20 protein-coding genes are annotated in these 18013 nt (G+C 41.0%); 14 read left to right on the forward strand and 6 right to left on the reverse strand.

The annotated features are described in order from the left end of the window. Nucleotides 1-61: 61 nt before the first annotated feature. From gspG to L2735_RS13355, 8 genes are all read left to right on the forward strand, one after another. Nucleotides 62-496, forward strand: coding sequence for a type II secretion system major pseudopilin GspG (gene gspG, locus L2735_RS13320; RefSeq protein WP_153912882.1), 435 nt, complete (start codon nucleotides 62-64; stop codon nucleotides 494-496). Between the two features lie 25 nt (nucleotides 497-521). After that, the gene (gene gspH, locus L2735_RS13325; RefSeq protein WP_248985165.1) at nucleotides 522-1097 is read left to right on the forward strand and encodes a type II secretion system minor pseudopilin GspH; all 576 of its coding nucleotides are present in this window, start codon (nucleotides 522-524) and stop codon (nucleotides 1095-1097) included. Beyond that, entirely contained in the window at nucleotides 1084-1452 is a 369-nt protein-coding gene (gene gspI, locus L2735_RS13330) for a type II secretion system minor pseudopilin GspI (protein WP_248985166.1), read from the forward strand. Before gspH ends, gspI begins: the two co-directional genes overlap by 14 nt. Beyond that, a complete protein-coding gene (gene gspJ, locus L2735_RS13335) occupies nucleotides 1433-2161 on the forward strand; it encodes a type II secretion system minor pseudopilin GspJ (protein ID WP_248985167.1) in 729 nt (242 codons plus the stop codon). Before gspI ends, gspJ begins: the two co-directional genes overlap by 20 nt. Next, nucleotides 2161-3162, forward strand: a complete 1002-nt coding sequence (gene gspK / locus L2735_RS13340; RefSeq protein WP_248985190.1) for a type II secretion system minor pseudopilin GspK — start codon at nucleotides 2161-2163, stop codon at nucleotides 3160-3162. The genes gspJ and gspK overlap by 1 nt, the downstream gene beginning before the upstream one ends. A gap of 63 nt (nucleotides 3163-3225) precedes the next feature. Then, on the forward strand, nucleotides 3226-4428 hold the full coding sequence (gspL, locus tag L2735_RS13345) for a type II secretion system protein GspL (RefSeq protein WP_248985168.1): 1203 nt from the start codon (nucleotides 3226-3228) through the stop codon (nucleotides 4426-4428). A gap of 1 nt (nucleotide 4429) precedes the next feature. After that, nucleotides 4430-4906: a type II secretion system protein M gene (locus L2735_RS13350; protein WP_248985169.1), complete on the forward strand. Its 477-nt coding sequence runs from the start codon at nucleotides 4430-4432 to the stop codon at nucleotides 4904-4906. A gap of 12 nt (nucleotides 4907-4918) precedes the next feature. After that, complete coding sequence (locus tag L2735_RS13355; RefSeq protein ID WP_248985170.1) at nucleotides 4919-5680, forward strand: type II secretion system protein N; 762 nt, start codon at nucleotides 4919-4921, stop codon at nucleotides 5678-5680. An 88-nt stretch (nucleotides 5681-5768) separates the two neighbouring features. Here the strand turns inward: L2735_RS13355 and yrfG are convergent, their stop codons facing one another. After that, a complete protein-coding gene (gene yrfG, locus L2735_RS13360; RefSeq protein ID WP_248985171.1) occupies nucleotides 5769-6440 on the reverse strand; it encodes a GMP/IMP nucleotidase in 672 nt (223 codons plus the stop codon). Between the two features lie 79 nt (nucleotides 6441-6519). On the opposite strand from yrfG, the gene nudE reads away from it, so the two are divergent. From nudE to L2735_RS13380, 4 genes are all read left to right on the forward strand, one after another. Beyond that, a complete protein-coding gene (nudE, locus tag L2735_RS13365; RefSeq protein ID WP_248985172.1) occupies nucleotides 6520-7068 on the forward strand; it encodes an ADP compounds hydrolase NudE in 549 nt (182 codons plus the stop codon). Between the two features lie 111 nt (nucleotides 7069-7179). Further along, nucleotides 7180-7989: a 3'(2'),5'-bisphosphate nucleotidase CysQ gene (cysQ, locus tag L2735_RS13370; protein ID WP_248985173.1), complete on the forward strand. Its 810-nt coding sequence runs from the start codon at nucleotides 7180-7182 to the stop codon at nucleotides 7987-7989. Between the two features lie 193 nt (nucleotides 7990-8182). Further along, the gene (locus L2735_RS13375) at nucleotides 8183-8860 is read left to right on the forward strand and encodes a TetR/AcrR family transcriptional regulator (RefSeq protein WP_248985174.1); all 678 of its coding nucleotides are present in this window, start codon (nucleotides 8183-8185) and stop codon (nucleotides 8858-8860) included. Then, nucleotides 8851-10719: an MFS transporter gene (locus tag L2735_RS13380; RefSeq protein WP_248985175.1), complete on the forward strand. Its 1869-nt coding sequence runs from the start codon at nucleotides 8851-8853 to the stop codon at nucleotides 10717-10719. The genes L2735_RS13375 and L2735_RS13380 overlap by 10 nt, the downstream gene beginning before the upstream one ends. A 145-nt stretch (nucleotides 10720-10864) precedes the next feature. On the opposite strand, the gene mnmH is transcribed toward L2735_RS13380, so the two are convergent. The 3 genes from mnmH to L2735_RS13395 form a co-directional block, all read right to left on the reverse strand. Further along, entirely contained in the window at nucleotides 10865-11971 is a 1107-nt protein-coding gene (gene mnmH / locus L2735_RS13385) for a tRNA 2-selenouridine(34) synthase MnmH (RefSeq protein WP_248985176.1), read from the reverse strand. Continuing rightward, nucleotides 11971-13029, reverse strand: a complete 1059-nt coding sequence (gene selD / locus L2735_RS13390; protein ID WP_248985177.1) for a selenide, water dikinase SelD — start codon at nucleotides 13027-13029, stop codon at nucleotides 11971-11973. The genes mnmH and selD overlap by 1 nt, the downstream gene beginning before the upstream one ends. 95 nt (nucleotides 13030-13124) lie before the next feature. Next, entirely contained in the window at nucleotides 13125-14228 is a 1104-nt protein-coding gene (locus tag L2735_RS13395) for an acyl-CoA desaturase (RefSeq protein WP_248985178.1), read from the reverse strand. Nucleotides 14229-14373: 145 nt separating this feature from the next. On the opposite strand from L2735_RS13395, the gene fabR reads away from it, so the two are divergent. Next, nucleotides 14374-14988 carry an HTH-type transcriptional repressor FabR gene (gene fabR / locus L2735_RS13400; protein WP_248985179.1) on the forward strand — a complete coding sequence of 205 codons (615 nt, stop codon included), beginning with the start codon at nucleotides 14374-14376 and terminating at the stop codon, nucleotides 14986-14988. 95 nt (nucleotides 14989-15083) lie between these two features. Here fabR and trmA read toward each other — a convergent pair whose 3' ends face one another. Continuing rightward, the gene (gene trmA, locus L2735_RS13405) at nucleotides 15084-16190 is read right to left on the reverse strand and encodes a tRNA (uridine(54)-C5)-methyltransferase TrmA (RefSeq protein ID WP_248985180.1); all 1107 of its coding nucleotides are present in this window, start codon (nucleotides 16188-16190) and stop codon (nucleotides 15084-15086) included. Nucleotides 16191-16332: 142 nt separating this feature from the next. Here trmA and murI point away from each other — a divergent pair, with 142 nt between their 5' ends. Next, nucleotides 16333-17124: a glutamate racemase gene (murI, locus tag L2735_RS13410; protein WP_248985181.1), complete on the forward strand. Its 792-nt coding sequence runs from the start codon at nucleotides 16333-16335 to the stop codon at nucleotides 17122-17124. 11 nt (nucleotides 17125-17135) lie between these two features. Here murI and L2735_RS13415 read toward each other — a convergent pair whose 3' ends face one another. Further along, the gene (locus L2735_RS13415; protein ID WP_153912865.1) at nucleotides 17136-17594 is read right to left on the reverse strand and encodes an RNA recognition motif domain-containing protein; all 459 of its coding nucleotides are present in this window, start codon (nucleotides 17592-17594) and stop codon (nucleotides 17136-17138) included. Between the last annotated feature and the right edge of the window lie 419 nt (nucleotides 17595-18013).

An 18013-nucleotide genomic window follows, 5' to 3' on the forward strand; every position in this document is an offset into this window, starting at 1 on the left:
AGTAAGTTATTAATCTTATTTTTGTCACGCATCATCGGGTGCGTATCGGAGGAAGTCGTCAATGCAAATGAATCGTAAACAACGTGGTTTTACCCTATTAGAAGTCATGGTGGTTATCGTGATCTTAGGTATTTTAGCCTCAATGGTGGTACCAAACTTAATGGGTAACAAAGATAAAGCTGATTTACAAAAAGCGGTATCTGACATTGTTGCATTAGAAAATGCACTTGATATGTACCGTCTTGATAACAGTGTTTATCCAACGACTGATCAAGGCTTAGATGCACTAGTTCAAAAGCCAACGTCTTCTCCTGAGCCACGTAACTATCGTCCAGATGGTTACCTTAAGCGTTTACCTCAGGATCCATGGCGTAATGATTACTTCTTACTCAGTCCTGGTGAGAATGGTCGTATTGATATTTTCAGTGCAGGACCTGACGGTCAAGTTGGCACTGAAGATGATATCGGCAACTGGAACCTACAGAACTTCCAGTAATGGAAGTTTGATTTGATATTGCATCATGAACGTTAAACGCCAATCTGGGTTCACACTGCTGGAAGTGTTACTTGTTGCACTGTTGATGGGCTTAGCGGCCGCAGCTGTGACAATGACCACCAGTACCGCAGGACCAGAGCAAGCGTTAACAAAAACGGCAAGAAAGTTTATTGCTACGACTGAATTGGTCATTGAGGAAACAATCCTAAGTGGCCAATTTTTAGGTATTGTCGTTGAAGAAGATGAATATGAATTTGTCTATTACAAAGAAGGTAAGTGGGAACCATTAACCGGTGACCGCCAGCTTGCTCCGCAGCAAATGGAAGAAGGGGTGGAGTTAAGTTTATTGTTGGATGGCTTACCTTTAGTACAAGACGATGAAGATGATGAGTCTTGGTTCGATGAGCCTTTGATTGAAGAATCAAAAGAAGACAAAAAGAAAAACCCTGAACCACAAATCCTGCTATTTCCAAGTGGTGAAATGACGACGTTTGAGCTGAGTTTCTTAACAGATGATGAGAACGGTAAAGAAGTCGAAATCTTGGTAGTCGGTGATGCTTTAGGGCGTTTAGCTATAGGAAGTTTCGATGAAGATCAGTAAAGGCATGACCTTACTCGAAGTCATTGTTGCTTTAGCGGTATTTTCCATCGCAGCTGTAGCAGTAACCAAGAGTATTGGCGACCAAATGGCGAATTTACCCATTTTGGAAGAACGTACTCTAGCTCAGTGGGTCGCGAGTAATCAGATGGTTGAAGCGCGTCTGATTCAGCAGTTCCCTGAACTTGGCACTAAAAATGGCCAAGTTGAACTGGCGGGAAAAGATTGGTATTGGCGTCAAGAAGTGATTAAAACGACGGACGACAATTTTAGAATGATAAGAGTTTTAGTCAGCGACGAAGATAGGTTTAACCGAATCGTTGCCCAAGTGAGTAGTTATGTTCACAACGAAGGCTAGTTCTCGACAATGCAGCCAAGCAGGTTTTACCCTGCTGGAAATGCTTATCTCAATTGCGATTTTTGCCATGATAGGTTTGGCGGCAAATGCCGTGCTATCAACGGTAATGAAAAATGACGAAGCAACGAAAGAGTTTTCGGTTCGTCTGAAAGCGTTGCAACAAGGTTTCGGCATAATCGAACGTGACTTAGGTCAGATAGTCGCCAGAACACAACGTGGCTTGGACGGAGAGCGCACCAGTTCAGTATTTCAGACAGGCGATAATATGCTGGACTCTGAAACCGAAGCATTAGTGTTTTTTCGTTTAGGTTGGCTAAATCCAGATGGCATGTTGCCCCGTGGTAGCCTGCAATCAGTGGCTTATATTGTACAAGATGGTCGATTAGAGCGTTGGTATTACCCATACCCTGAACCAGTAGTGGGCGCTGAACCGCTAAAAAGTTTAATTATCGAAGACGTCATTGATATTAAATACTCCTTTTTTGTAGGAGAGAAATGGGAAACTGAAGTCGATGCATCTACATTGCCTTTAGCGATTGCCATGGAAGTCGAAATTGAAGGTCTCGGTATTATTGAACGACGTTTCTTACTACCAAAAGGCGGTAATAGTTCAAGCTCCGGTGATGACGGAAACGGCAGTGGTGGTAATAACGGTGATGATGACAGTGAGCAGACTGACGAAAGTAGTGATACAGGTAATAACTCATGATGAAGCGTCAATTACCCGGTATTCGTAAACAGCGAGGTGTTGCCTTGCTAGTGGTACTGCTGATTGTGGCGTTAGTCGTCATTATTGCAACTAATATCACCAGCCGAAACCAGCTTTCCATGCGCCGAACTTTGAATTTAGCTCAGTACGATCAGGCTTATTGGTATGCAATATCAGCTGAAGAACTGGCGAAAAAGACATTAAAGCAAGATATGGAAGACAGTGACGGCACTGTACATCTCCAGCAATACTGGGCACTGGCTGATGTTATTTTCCCCGCTGAATTTGGTGAAATTGGCGGTGAGATGATGGATATGCGTTCCTGTTTCAATCTGAATGCGTTATCGGTGACAACATCAGAATTAGAAAATGGTCAACCAAAGTTAACCGTCGCTGCAATGCAATATAAAGCCTTACTAGTGGCGTTAGGTATGGATGATTTTGGGGCGGAAAGACTGACCCATACACTTATTGATTATATTGATGATAATACAACATCAATGCCTTATGGCGCTGAAGATGCCGAGTATGAATCTCGTAATGTGCCATACCGCGCTGCAAATACGTTATTGAATCATCGCAGTGAACTTAGAGCGGTGATGGGTTACAACCAGCAGGTGTATTTGACATTATTACCCTATATTTGTGCGATTCCAGGTAATAATCAGCAGTTATTGAATGTGAATACCATTGAGGTTGAACAGGCGGCATTACTGGTTGGCATGCTAGATAATAAAATTAGCCTGAGCGATGCTGAAAGCTTAATAAACCAAAGACCTGCCGATGGTTTTGAGACCGCTGCAGAGTTCTGGGAAAATAATACCCTTGCTAGTATCGCCATAGAAAGCAATATGAAATCGAGCATTGTTGTCGATAGTAATTTCTTTTTACTTAAAGCAGGCGCTAGAGTGGATAACGCAACCTTTAGAATGGATAGCGTATTACAACGAAGCGGCAATAATTTTGACGTGCTGTCTCGCCAATATGGCGGTCAGCAATAATGAACAAGCGAAACAACCCGCTGCAATTAGCATTGATGGCATTGCAGCTTGTGGAGAATAACAGTGTCTGAACGGCTTTTTATCCGATTAGGAAAAACATCAGAAAGCCCTTGTTCTTGGCTAGTGTGGTCAGAACAGGAGCAAGAAATCATTGCCTCAGGTGAGTTAAGCGATGCTGCTAGTTTGAATAGCTTAACTGAGCGTGCCGGTAACCGTCCGGTTGATGTTTTAGTGCCTGCATCTAGCATGACATTGACGCAAATCAATTTGCCTGAAAAAAATCAGCGCCAAGCGTTAAAAGCATTGCCTTTCATGCTTGAAGAAACCATAGCCTCCAATGTTGAAGAAATGCACTTTGTGGTTGGTCCTCGAGATGGCGAGCAACTAAACGTTGTGGCAGTTGCCCATGAGCAAATGCAAGATTGGATGTCTTGGTTACTTGAAGCGGGCATTAAAGTAAAACGCATTGTGCCAGATTGTTTAGCATTACCATTGGAGCAATGCCGCTGGGCAGCCCTTGATATGGGTGATGAGTTATTGCTTAGAACGGGTGAAGGTAGCGGAGTTAGCTTACCCAAAACCTGGTTAGATTTTGCATTGCCAAAACTGATGCCAGAAAAACAAGAAGATGAAGCACCGTTAAATATTGCTGCCTACAGTGAAGATTTAGTCTTTATGGACGCAGAGGTCGAACCAAAACCATTAGATTTACCTATGATGGTGTTGGCGAAAGGTATTTTACAAGCACCAGTTAATTTATTAAGCGGCGTTTATTTACCTAAGCGTGAATACAGTAAGCACCTAATGCTGTGGAAGAACGTTGCCATTATTGCTGCAGTTGCCATAGTACTTTCTTTGGTTAATAAAGGACTTACGATTCACCAACTAGAAAGCCAAACCGCTGAAGTGAAGCAAGAAAGTGAAGCTATCTTTAAGCGTGTTATTCCTAGTGTAAGCCGTATCGTTAATATCCGTAGTCAAATGGACTCGCAATTACGCAGTATGCAGGGGCAAGGCGGTGGAGCGGCATTTTTTGAAATGCTTGATGGTTTACGTGGCTCATTTGAGCAAGTGCCTGACTTGAAACCAAACTCATTACGCTTTGATGCCAATAGAAATGAACTTCGAATGCAAGTGACTGCTAAGACTTATGATCAGGTTGATAAGTTTAAAGAACTTGTCGAAGCACGCTATGACCTCGATATGGGCGCAATTAACAGTGGTGAAGATGAAGTGAACACAACCCTGACATTGAGAGGCAAATAAGATGGAAAATTTGCAGACCTGGTGGAAAGGCTTAGCCCTTCGTGAGCAGCAACTCGTTGCCTGTTGTGGTGTGTTTGTCATCATTGGTATTTTGTATTGGGGCATTTGGAGTCCGATTTCTCAAGCAGCTGAAAATGCTGAGATGAGACACCAATCAGAATTACAAACCCTAAACTATGTAAAACAAACAGCCAATAAAATTGCAGGCCTTAAACAGTCGGGTTCAAAACCAACATCAACGGGTAGTTTGAGTTCTGTAGTGAATCAGTTAGCGGGTCAATATAAGTTAGAGATTACTCGTATGCAGCCACAAGGGGATAAAATCCAATTGTGGATGGATGATGTACCGTTTGACAGTTTATTAAATTATTTGCATGAACTTGTAGAAGAGAAAGGCTTAACACTGGAAAGTGTCGATTTATCAGAGTCGGATATCGCAGGTTTTGTCAAAGTACGTCGTATTCAGCTGTCTAAGTAAGCAGGTATTGTAGTGAGTTTGATTAAGAAAATTATAATTGGCGTATTCATCTACCTTATATTTATGGTGGTTTATATTCCTGCTAATTGGGTTGTGGGTATTGCTCCATTACCAAACAACATCAAAATCAGTGGCGTGACTGGCACGTTATGGCAAGGTAGTGCCGATCTTGTGTCTGTTGACCGTCGTTTGATAGAACAAGTAAAGTGGGATTTAAACCCTTGGGCATTACTTATCGGTACTGCTAATGTTGATCTGCAAATCGGTAGTCGTGCCACACCTGTGAGTGGTCAAGGTGATATTAGCTGGTCACTGTCAGGTATCTCGGCAGAGAATCTACGCTTTGAAGCCCCGAATCAGTTTTTACTAGGTAATGCTCGTTTACCTTTTAGAACGAAAGTAGAAGGCGATGTCAGTTTAATTGTCGAACGTCTTGAGCAAGGTGAACCTTGGTGTGAACAGTTAAGCGGCAAGTTATTTTTAAACCGTATTGATGTGAAAAATCAGTTTGGTGAATATCCGTTAGGTGATATTGCCCTAGGATTGAGCTGTGTAGACGGCATGGTGCAATTAAATACAGATGACACGATGAACACCATGGGAATTGAAGGTGTTGCATCACTTGGCGAGAATAATCGTTTCTCTGTTAGCGCTAAGATTAAGCCGACACCAGAACAACCTGAAGATTTAACTCAAGCATTATCTTTTTTGGGTAAACAAGATAGCCAAGGTTATTACCCAATTAATTATAATGGGGTTATTCCAGGTTTATAACTGAATCAGCTTACGTTGTAATTTAATAAAAAGGCATGTGGATAACATGCCTTTTTTGATCTTAGCGTTTAAGGGGCTTTTATTTTAGTTAATTGATATTGGCTAATAGATCATGGTGGAGCATTTGATAATCGTGGATAGCGGGGAAGTCAAAAAAGTCCTTATGAGGTTTTTGGCTATCAGGGTTAGAAATACCCAGTTGAAAACCAATACCTGCTTTTTTAGATGCTTCTAGAATATGCTCGTTATCATCAACAAATAAACAGCGACTAGGATCTAAGTTAAATTGTTTAATTGCATGCTGCCAAAATAATGGGTGTTCTTTAGGGTAACCCGTCTCGTGACTTGAAAATGTCGCATCTAATCCATGGGCCAAATTGGTATGTTCTAGTTTTAACTCAAGGCTTTTCGGATGAGCATTGGTCATTAAAATACGCTGCTTACCAGCTTGATGAAGAGCTCGTAAGAAAGGCATACTATCTTGACGCATTTGGATACGCTCAACGAGTGAGTAGTGCAGGGTTAAAATATCTAAGCCTAATTTCTGTTGCCAATAATCAATACAATACCAATCTAAAGTACCTTCCACTTTTTGATACGACTGCTCAACTAATTGCTGTGCTTCTGCCACAGAAATTTGTCTTTGTTGACTCAGCTGCTGGGGCACCAGGGTTAACCAAAAATGGTTATCAAAATGCAGATCCAGCAAAGTGCCGTCCATATCGAGCAAAACTGTGTCTATCTTATGCCAAGGAAACATGAAAATTCCAGTTGTAGAATATAGCTAGGGTAGTAAGATTGTAACTTGTCTACGTAAATTCGTCATATATGAGGTCTTAATGACAACTCGGCATAAAAAGCCTGAAATCTTGCATCGTGAAATCGTCGCAAAAAGTCGTTTATTTCAAATTGAGCAACTCCATCTTAAGTTTTCTAATGGGGTAGAGCGCCAATATGAAAGAATGAGTGGCGCTAGTCGTGGTGCAGTGATGATCGTTCCTGTACACCAAGGCAAGTTGTTATTAGCCAAAGAATATGCCGCAGGCACCGATAATTATGAGCTTGGATTTCCAAAGGGATTGATTGATCCTGGTGAAGAAGCCATAGAAGCAGCCAACCGTGAGCTTCAAGAAGAGATAGGTTTTGCCAGTAAAAAACTCACTTTACTAAAAGAACTCAGTTTAGCGCCAGGTTACTTTGCCAGTAAAATGCAGATTTTTATTGCTGAAGATTTGTATGAAAGCACCCTAGAAGGCGATGAACCAGAACCGATAGAAGTTATTCCTTATCCGTTAGAACAATGGCAAACCTTACTCGACAATGAAGATTTCTCAGAGTCGAGAAGTGTCAGTGCGTTATTCCTCGCGCAGCAGTTTTTAGCAAAATAGTCGTTATAAATTAAAATAAAAACAAAATATTAGCCTAAGTTAACTACAAAAAAACCTTAATTTGGTCTAACTTGACAGTATTCAGCGTATTATTTGGCGATTGGAGTCGTTATGAAGCCAGAAGAAATTATTGAGCAAGTCATCACTATTGCCACAGAGGCAGGTCAAAAAATTCATGACATTTATGTCAAAGGCGATTTTGACCGAGAAATAAAGTCAGATAATACACCTGTAACGTCTGCTGACTTAGCAGCGAACGAAATTATTTGTGCAGGACTTGCGGCATTGACTCCTGATATTCCTATTCTTAGTGAAGAAGCTGCTGATATTCCTTTTTCTGAACGCGCTGAATGGCAACGATATTGGCTTGTTGATCCGCTAGATGGTACCGGTGAATTTATTGCTGGCAGTGGTGATTTTTCTGTCATTATCGCACTGGTAGAACATAATCGACCTGTGATGGGCGTGGTATATGTTCCTATGACCAAAGTGTGTTATTACGCGATTGCTGGTTTAGGAGCTTACAAGCGTGATAGCAAAAATGAAGTGCGCATCATGAGCCGACAAATTGAAAGTATCGAAGAGTCTGGATTAAAGTTAGCTGTTAGTCGCCGTCAAGATCCTCAATCAGTATTGAAATTATTAAGCCACCCTAAGAGCTGTGAGTTAGTCGTTTTAGGTGGAGCAGCATTAAAGAGCTGTTTAGTGGCTGAAGGGCGAGCTGACTGTTATGTCCGTCTTGGTCCTACAGGCGAGTGGGATACTGGCGCTGCGCAAATTATTTTGGAAGAAGCGGGTGGCTCATTGATGGATATCAATTTACAACCTATGAGCTATAACGAGCGTGAAACACTAGAAAATCCTAATTTTATTGTCGTTGGCAGCCCTAGTTTAGCTTGGGATGATATATTGACCACCTAGTGACTATTTTTTATTAATTAGCTGAATAAATTAATAAAACCAAGCCCTCTTCGGAGGGCTTTTTTGTGTCTGTTATCTAGCGCTTCTAGGTTATTGAGTAGTGATTGAGTAAAAATAAACTTATTATGAACATTGTTTTTTATTTTGTTTGTTGTTAGTTTAGTCACACTTAAACATCTTAAAGGACAACCTGATGGCGAGAAGGAAAGAACATACTCATGAAGAAATTCATGATATGGCCATTAAATCTGTGATGGAATACTTACAAACTGCCCAGCTTGAAAGCTTAAGTCTACGTAAAATCGCCACGCAAATTGGTTATGCACCGAGTACTCTAATTAATATCTTTGGTAGTTATCAGCATTTATTGCTGTCTGTATCTGAACAGGTATTAACGGATTTATATCAGCAGTTAACGGTAAGTGTGGAAACAGCATCGGATCAAGATGTAAATCTGGCTAACAACACTAATGTTCATAACATTGAAGCGAATAAGGCTAGGGCGATTGAAGCGATTGAGATAATGGCCCACAGTTACTTTCAGTTTGCTAATGACCATCCAGCTTGTTTTAAACTGGTATTTGAGTTGTCTGCACCAGAAGGAGTCGAGTTGTCATCAAAACATAAGCTTGCTATTGATACATTGTTCAACTTAATTTCCGAGCAGCTAAATGTTCTTTTTGCTGAGACTAACCATGAGGATATTGTATTAATGAGCCGAGTATTGTGGGGTGGTATCCATGGTTTAACTTGTCTTGCCATCGATGGAAAACTCTTTACCGAACAAGCAGCGTTACCCGCTATGCTCAGTAGTCATGTTCGAGGATATTTATTAGGTATGACTCAAGAAAAGGACTCTTCATGTTGTTAACTAAACGATTTCTTCCCTATTTTGTAACTCAGTGCTTAGGGGCATTAAACGATAATATTTATAAGAATGTATTACTGCTGCTTGTGACGTATAGCCAGGTCAGTGAGCTACCCATTAGTGTGAATATGTTTGTTAACTTAGCCGCTGGGGTATTTATTTTACCTTTCTTCTTATTTTCAGCTCATGCAGGAATGGTTGCCGATAATATGGACAAGGCAATGCTGATCCGTCGTTTGAAGTTACTTGAATTGATCATCATGTCCTGCGCAGCCTTTGCGATTTTATCTCAGAGCTATTTAGTCATGCTATTGCTGCTATTTATGATGGGGAGTCAATCTGCTTACTTTGGGCCTGTAAAATACTCATTATTACCGCAAACATTAAAAGAGAATGAGTTGGTTACGGGTAATGCTTGGGTAGAGATGGGCACCTTTATCTCAATCTTAGTGGGAACATTATCAGCTGGCTTAATCGTCGCCAGTGATCATAGTTTAATCGGCGCAGCGGCGATTGTAGTGACATTAGCTGCTATTGGTTACCTCTCAAGTCGCGCTATTCCAGCATTACAGCCACAGGGGAAAATTGAAAAAATCAAATTTACACCTTTATCTGGCACTTGGCGTAGCATCGCTAAAGTAAGAAAAACACCAGGGATATGGATGGCTATTTTAGCGATTAGCTGGTTTTGGTTTTTAGGCGCGACTTACCTTACTCAGTTTCCTAACTTTGCCAAATTACACTTACATGCTGATGCTACCGTAGTGTCGTTATTGCTTGCCTTGTTCTCGATTGGTATTGCAGTTGGTTCATGGATTTGTGAGCGAGTGTCATACGGACATGTAGAGCTAGGTGTTTTGCCCTTCGGCGTTTTAGGTTTAACTGTGTTTGGGGTTGATTTAATTTTTGCGATACCACCTGCGCCAGCTGACTTGACCTTTGTTTATGGTTTTAGCGCGTTCATTACTGACCCTCAGCATTTCAGAGTGATGGGTGATTTATTTATGGTCGGGCTGAGTGGCGGTTTATTTATCGTGCCACTATATGCTTTCATTCAGTCGCGAGCTGCTAAAGATGAGTGTGCGCAAGCCATTGCTGCCAATAACATCATTAATGCGCTGTTCATGGTTATCGCTGCCATACTGTCGATAATTTTGCTGGGTGTGCTTGAATGGAGTATCCCAGAGCTATTCTTACTATTAGCTGCGATGAATACCGTGGTGGCATTATATGTATATTCACAAGTGCCTGAATTTGCCCAGCGCTTCATCAGTTACTTGTTGAGCCACTTTATGTATCGGGTAAAGGTTACTGGACGAGAACAGATCCCTGCTCAAGGCGCTGGTGTGATCGTGTGTAACCACGTCAGCTATGTTGATGCCTTGATTATTATGGGCTCATCAACCCGTCCAATGCGTTTTGTAATGGATAAATCAATCAGTGAAATACCTTTGCTTAAATACTTATTCCGTCACGCTGGAGTTATACCAATTTGTTCGCCAAAGCAATGTGAGAAGACCTATGAAGCATCATTTGAGCAAATACACCAAGCGCTCAGTAATGATGAATTAGTATGTATTTTCCCAGAAGGGCGTTTATCTAAAGATGGTGAGATTGCAGAGTTTAGACCGGGAATTGAGCGAATATTAAAGCGCGATCCTGTTACCGTAATTCCGATGGCGTTAAATGGCTTATGGGGCTCGTACTTCAGCCATAAGGGCGGTCATGCATTAACAACTCGCCCAAAACGATTCTGGTCAAATGTGGAAGTGAATATTGGTGAAGCAGTAGATGGTGTTGAGTTAGGTCGCCACGGGTTACATCAAAGTGTTGCTGAGTTATTTAATCATAAATCTAGCTAGATTTAGTTAGATTTAGTTAGGTTTAGTTAGGGCCTGTTTATCTTTGTTGGTTGATTTTTGTTCGAAATAAAAGCGTTTTAATTGAGGCGCATTCAATATTGAATGCGCCTTTATATTGACTGTCGATACGATTAATGAAGCTTTTTTATAGTTGGCTCTTTGCAGTTAGCCATTGATTAATCGCCTGATGGTCACCACTAAAAATGATGCGTTGTTGTTTTTTCGCTAGCTGATACTGGTACATTGGATCGTAGTAATGCTGCAGCAAAGTAGAGATCCAATCAAAGTGTGCCGATAAGTCATTTCGATTAAATTGGCAGTTGATAGCTTGCTCAATCAACACGATTAACTCCGCATGTATCTTGCCGCCAAGGCGTTTTTTAATACTGTTAATGCTATTGAGTAGGTAATCAGTAAAGGCACGTTTTCCTTGTTCTGCTCCATAACGGTTAATATAGGTATTGGCTTTATCCACTACATAGGCTTGATGGATACGAGTGAGTCGTTTATCGAAAGACTCTTCTAAAACGATAACTTGACTGCGCTGCATTGCTTGATAGAAAACTTGCGGGATAGCGGAGCGACCAATGAGATAACTCTCATCCTCTAGTAGCGTAAATTGATATGGCAGTTGCTGTTGTTTAAGTAGTTTAACCGCTAAGTTATTTTCGAAGTTTATTTGAGTTGGCTGAGGGTCGATATTCTTTCCAAAACTCGAGCCGCGATGATTGGCTAAACCTTCTAAATCGATTGCTTCATTTCGTTGCAATAACAAATCTGTTTTACCACTGCCGGTAATTCCACTTAGCATCAACAGTGGTTGTTCGATTGCTGCTGACTCGATTGTTTGAATAAGGTATTGGCGCATAGCTTTGTATCCACCCTCGATGAAAGGGATGTCGCTACCCGCCTCTTTAATCCATTGCTGACTCAGCTTTGAACGCAAACCGCCACGAAAACAGTATAGATAAGCCTGAGGGTGCTTGGTGATGTATTGTTGCCATGCCTCTACTCGTTGCTGCTTGGTCTTACCGTTTACTAAGCTATGGCCAAGTGCTATCGCCGCATTTTGACCGTGTTGTTTATAACAAGTGCCGACTTGCTTGCGTTCATCATCAGACATTAACGCTATATTGGTTGAAGCGTTAAATGCGCCTTTGCTGTATTCAATAGGCGCGCGAACATCGAGAAGAGGAATATCCTCGAGAAAGATACCTTGATACTCACTACTAGCAATCATATTGGAACTCATTAGCAGATATCCACTAATGCTATAGGTTTATCTGTCTCAGTTTGGTTAACTGGGGATAACTGACCAATACAGATGGGTTTTACCCCTTGTTCAGTTAAACAGTCCATAAGTTGCTGTTCGGCATTAGCAGATACCGAGATTAATAAGCCACCGCTAGTTTGCGGGTCGCATAAAATTGCTTTTTGTTTGTCTGTTAGCGAACCTAAATGTTGCTTATAACTGTCAAAGTTTCGCTGGGTGCCACCTGGAATACAGCCAAGATTAAGATAGTGTTCTGCTTTATCCAAAAGTGGGATTTGATCAAACGATAACGTCGCGGCTAAGTTTGCGCCTTGGCAGACTTCAATTAAATGTCCTGCTAAGCCAAATCCAGTGACATCGGTTAAGGCATTCACTCCATTGATGTTAGCAATTTTTTGCCCCACTTTATTAAGCTGACACATAGCATCAATAGCTATGTGGCTGTCTTCTTTAACAAGTTTTTTTTGTTTTTGAGCTGTGGTTAATATTCCTATACCAATGGGTTTAGTCAGGTAAAGTTTATCACCTGCTTGAGCTTGGTCATTACGTTTAAGTTTAGCGAGAGGGATTTGCCCCGTTACTGCTAAACCAAAAATGGGTTCGGGCGCATCAATGCTATGACCTCCTGCAAGCATAATTCCCGCATCAGCGCAGGCTTGTCTGCCACCTTCAATAACTTTTTGCGCCACTTCGGCTGGTAAGGTATTCACCGGCCAACCTAGTATTGCAATGGCCATTATCGGTGTACCGCCCATGGCGTAAATGTCACTTATAGCGTTAGTGGCTGCAATACGGCCAAAGGTAAAAGGATCATCGACAATTGGCATGAAAAAGTCAGTGGTACTAATGATGCCAGTTTCTTGATTGAGCTGATAAACAGCTGCATCGTCACGGCTTTGGTTACCAACTAATAGGTTAGGGTCAGTAAAAGCGGGAATATCACTGGCGAGGATAGTGCTGAGCACTTGAGGGGAAATCTTACAACCACAGCCAGCGCCATGGCTGTATTCTGTGAGCTTAATATCGGTGTCAGCCATGAAATGAATAATCCTCAATAAAGTCGATTATCCATCATAAACACAAACGGCTACCTTGCAAGGCAGCCGTTTCACATTAATGACAATGACTGGTTTTAATAAGCCGCAGTAATGTTTTGCCAATTTTTCTTTTGAGCTAACAGGCGTGCTTTTAGTTCTTCAACTTGTAAACTTAGCTGCTGATAGCTTAGTTGCTTACGTTTCGCTTCAATTAAGCTCTTTTTAGCTTGATAGTACTCAACTAAGTGTAACTTCATTAAATCATATTCTGCTTGGAAGTTAGCAATGATCTCATCACAGTTAGGTAAGTGAGCAACTTTGTCTTGAGCTCTAAGTAGTTGCATCTGTAGTTTCGCACTTTCAATACGTTCTTGCGGCACTACGCGTAAGTCTTTAGCCAATCCAACCCAATGCATCGATTTAATTAACCACTTGGTTGGATCGTAATGCCACCACTTAATACCGTTACGGTAATCATTCTCGAAAATATGGTGGAAGTTATGGTATCCCTCACCATAGGTTAATAGCGCAATAACACCATTATCTCGTGCGGTATTTTTATTGGTGTATGGCTGACTTCCCCAGATGTGAGCAAGAGAGTTAATAAAGAAAGTACAGTGATGAACAACAACAAGGCGAAGTAAACCTGCCATCAGTACCATTGAAATAATATCGCCGTTTAACCAACCTAAAAATGCAGGTAGGCCAATATTCATCAACACAACTAGAGAAAGGTAGTGTTTGTGCTGCCACATGACGATGGCATCTTTTTGTAGGTCACGCACGTTATTGTAATCATGATAACGACTCGCTTGGTATTCACGTAGCATCCATCCAATATGGCTGTACCAAAAACCTTTTTTTGCCGAATAAGGGTCTTTGTCGTTGTTATCCACATGCTTATGGTGAATACGGTGATCCGAAGACCAATGCAGAGCACTGTTTTGTAAAGCAAGTGCGCCACCTAAAGCAAATAGAAAACGCATGACAGGATGAGCTTTATAAGCTTTATGTGACCACAACCTGTGGTAGCCGGCTGTAATTGATAAGCCGCTGGCGAAAGCAAGCACCACAAAGGCAACCCATTCAATAGCTTCAAAGCCATGGGTTATTCCACGCCAAGGCACCAGCGTGATGGCACCCAGTAAAGTGAGTGCAAATAGAGATGTATTTAACCAAATAATCGGTGGTTTTTTCATTAAGATAATCCAAAAAACTTATTGGGCGTACAGTTGTACGCTAATTTAACTTACCCTCATTCCGTGGTCAAGCTTTGAAAGGCTGTGTTTCTTTGATAAAAACGGTATTATCTGTGCACTAACATTTACTAAATGGATTCTATACATGGGTGTAAGAGCATTACAGAAAGAAAAAACCCGTCGTGCATTGGTAGATGCCGCTTTTAATCAACTCAGTGCTGAGCGTAGTTTTTCTAGTTTGAGTTTACGTGAAGTTGCAAGGGAAGCAGGGATTGCACCAACATCTTTTTATCGCCATTTTAAAGACATGAATGAGTTAGGTCTGACAATGGTAGATGAAGGCGGATTAACATTAAGACAGATGATGCGTAAAGGTCGTCAACGTGCTGAAGCTGGTGGCAGTGTTATTCGTATTTCCGTTGACACTTTTGTGGAAGTATTAGAATCAAATCCTAACGTATTCCGCATTCTGTTACATGAACGTTCAGGTACTTCGGCAGCTTTTCGCGCTGCAGTAGCTAGAGAGATTGAACATTTTATTTCTGAGTTATCTCATTACACTGAAGCGACAGCTGGTAGAACGCCAATGCTTGCAAGAGTGCAGGCTGAAGCATTAGTGACCTTAGTGTTTAATGCTGGTGCATCAGCATTAGATATGAAGCGTGCAGATAGAAAAGTATTAGCAGATCACTTGGTACTTCAATTACGTATGGTGGCTAAAGGTGCAGAAGCACTTCAGCACAAGATTGAAACTAAGTAGCTTTTAGAAAGCTGCTACCTTAAATACAGAAAAGGCGGTGTTGTGATATCACAACACCGCCTTTTTGATCTTACTGTTTAATCAACAATAGCAAGTTAAGCTTGAGATTTTCGCTCAAGTAATACGCCAGATTCCATATGATGGGTATATGGGAACTGATCAAACAAAGCAAAACGCGTTATTTCATGAGTTTGACTTAACGTTGCTAAGTTCGCTTTCAAAGTTTCCGGATTACAAGAGATATACAGAATACGGTCGTAATTCTGCATTAATGACAGCGTATCATCGTCGATCCCTGCACGTGGTGGGTCAACAAAAATAGTATTGCAATCATAGCTATCTAAATCGATACCTTCCAAGCGTCGGTACTTCCGTTTCTTCGCCATTGCATCACTAAAGTCTTCTGCAGACATACGAATTATCTGTAGGTTTTCAATGTGGTTAATCGCGATATTATATTGCGCAGCATCAACAGATGGCTTGGCAAGTTCGGTCGCAAGTACTCGATCAAAGTTAGGCGCAAGTGCGATAGTGAAATTACCGTTGCCGCAATACAGCTCAAGTAAATCACCGGTACTGTCTTTAGTGGCTGAAATGGCCCACTCCAGCATTTTGACAGACACTTTAGCGTTAGGCTGAGTAAAGCTGTTTTCGATTTGTTTATACTTAAGTTCGGTGCCATCTACAGTAAGGGTTTCAACAACGAAGTCTTTATCTAAATCGATTTTTTGCTTACGTGCACGGCCGATAAAGTTAACGTTAAACTTTTTAGCTAAGCGTTGCTTCATTTGTTCAGCTTGCTCGCGCCACTCATCATTAAGCTGACGATGGTAAAGTAGTGATACAAGAATTTCGCCACTGAGCGTAGATAGGAAGTCTACTTGGAAAAGCTTAAAACGTAAGTCATGATTTGGACGTAGCTCTTCCATTAATGCTGTCATCATTTCATTGATGAGGTTTCCAGCAGGAAGATATTGCTCACAACGTACTTTTTCGTTCAACGCTTTATCAAACATGTAATAGAATAAGTCGTCGCCATCATGCCAAACACGAAACTCGGCGCGCATGCGGTAATTAGCAGGCTCTGAGGCAAAAACTTCTAAGCTAGGCGGAGTAAACTCGGCAAAGGTCTGTTCAAGCTTGATACGCTTTTCTTCGAGTTGCGCATCATAGTTTTTAGGATCCATTGCAGCTAAATTCATTTTGTTCCACCATAGGCTGTAAATTAAGGGCGCAAATATTATACTACACACCGCTGTTGTCCAGTGGATTGGCGTGTTCTTCGAACATTAAATCAAAATATAATCGAATTCTTATTAATAACCACTTACAACGGAGAATATCTTGGTCGGTCCCATACTCATTTTTGATTCAGGTATTGGTGGTTTATCGGTATTTGAACCTATTCATAGCCAATTACCTCATCATGATATTTATTACTTATTTGATAATGCCCGTCTTCCCTATGGGGATCTCAATGAGCAAGAGTTAATTCGAGGTTGTGTTGAGTTAATCATCAAACAGGTTCGACAAATTAATGCATCTATTGTCGTCGTCGCCTGTAATAGTGCCAGTACCTTGGTATTACCTGAACTGAGAAAGCAATTAACTATTCCAATTGTCGGAGTTGTGCCAGCTATTAAGCCTGCCGCACAAATATCAAAAACTCGGCATATAGGTTTACTAGCAACACCTGGCACAGTAGCTAGACAGTATACTCAAGACTTAATTAGCTCATTTGCTGGTGGCTGCAACGTGACTTTAGTTGGTTCATCTGAACTTGTACTTATCGCCGAAGCCAAAGCAAAAAGACAAACAGTTGATCACGCTAAAATCGCAGACATACTCACACCAATTAATAGTACTGACCTAGATACTTTAGTTTTAGGTTGTACTCACTTCCCATTATTACGCCAAGAGATTGATGAAGCTTTAACACATAAAGTGGTGTTGTTAGATTCTGGAGATGCAATAGCAGCAAGAGTGATGTCTTTTATAGATACTAATGAAAATGATTCGACTGATATTCAAGGGACGCTAAAAGCAGGGTATACGAAGGAAATTGATGCGGGGCTTAAAGAGACTTTAGCCGACTACGGTTTTACACAACTTGAGTATATTGCCGTAGCCAACTAAATAAGGTCTTGCTAACTATCTTTATTTTGATCCGCTGGATCTGATTCTTGAGATTTTGCTTCACGTACTTTTAAGGTACGTTCTTGGAAGCTGTAATCATTCAATTTGTTCATCGCTTTCTTCGCACCAGCTTCAGACATTTCAACGAAACCGAAACCTTTACGACGACCTGTTTTCCTATCACGAACTAAACGAACTGAATTGACTGGTCCGTATTCACCGAAAAGTGATTTAACTTCACCTTCATGTACACGATATGGAAGGTTACCAACATATAAAGTCATCGTTGGGCCAACATAAGGTTCATTTGAACCTGCAGCAGATGAAGAAGGTACGAAAGTGAAAATAAGACTTGCTAACATTACACCTGCGATAAAAGACACAACAAGTTGAACATTGGTAGAAAGAGCGTAAATAATGACTGCGCCAATTAGCGCTGCAACTAAGGTAATAACAAATGACTTCTGCATAAGTTTGTCTCTAATAAAAATGAAAAATGATAAATAACTGTTAAAAGCATAGCTATGGTAATGAATTATTGGCGGTTTCACCATACTCTGATGAAAAAATGAGCTTAAAACCCAATAAAAACTTCGCTGCACTACATTAAACTAGAATAAAATCGTTTCAAAAATACCCATAACAGTCAAAAATAAAACGATCTGCACAAAAGATCTTCGTTCAATCAGTTTTATTTTAAAAAGCCCTTGCGGTGTTTCAGAATCTGCCTATAATGCGCATCCACTGACACGGCAAACCACGCAATAGCATGGTGTAAACGCCAAATCAGTTCACTGTAAAGTGACGCTTAAAAGAGTTTTTAAATTAGTTTAAAAATGACTTGACGCGAAACGGGAATTGCGTAAAATACGCATCCCTAGCCACTCGG

This window comes from Shewanella olleyana, assembly GCF_023283825.1.
GTDB lineage: Bacteria > Pseudomonadota > Gammaproteobacteria > Enterobacterales > Shewanellaceae > Shewanella > Shewanella olleyana.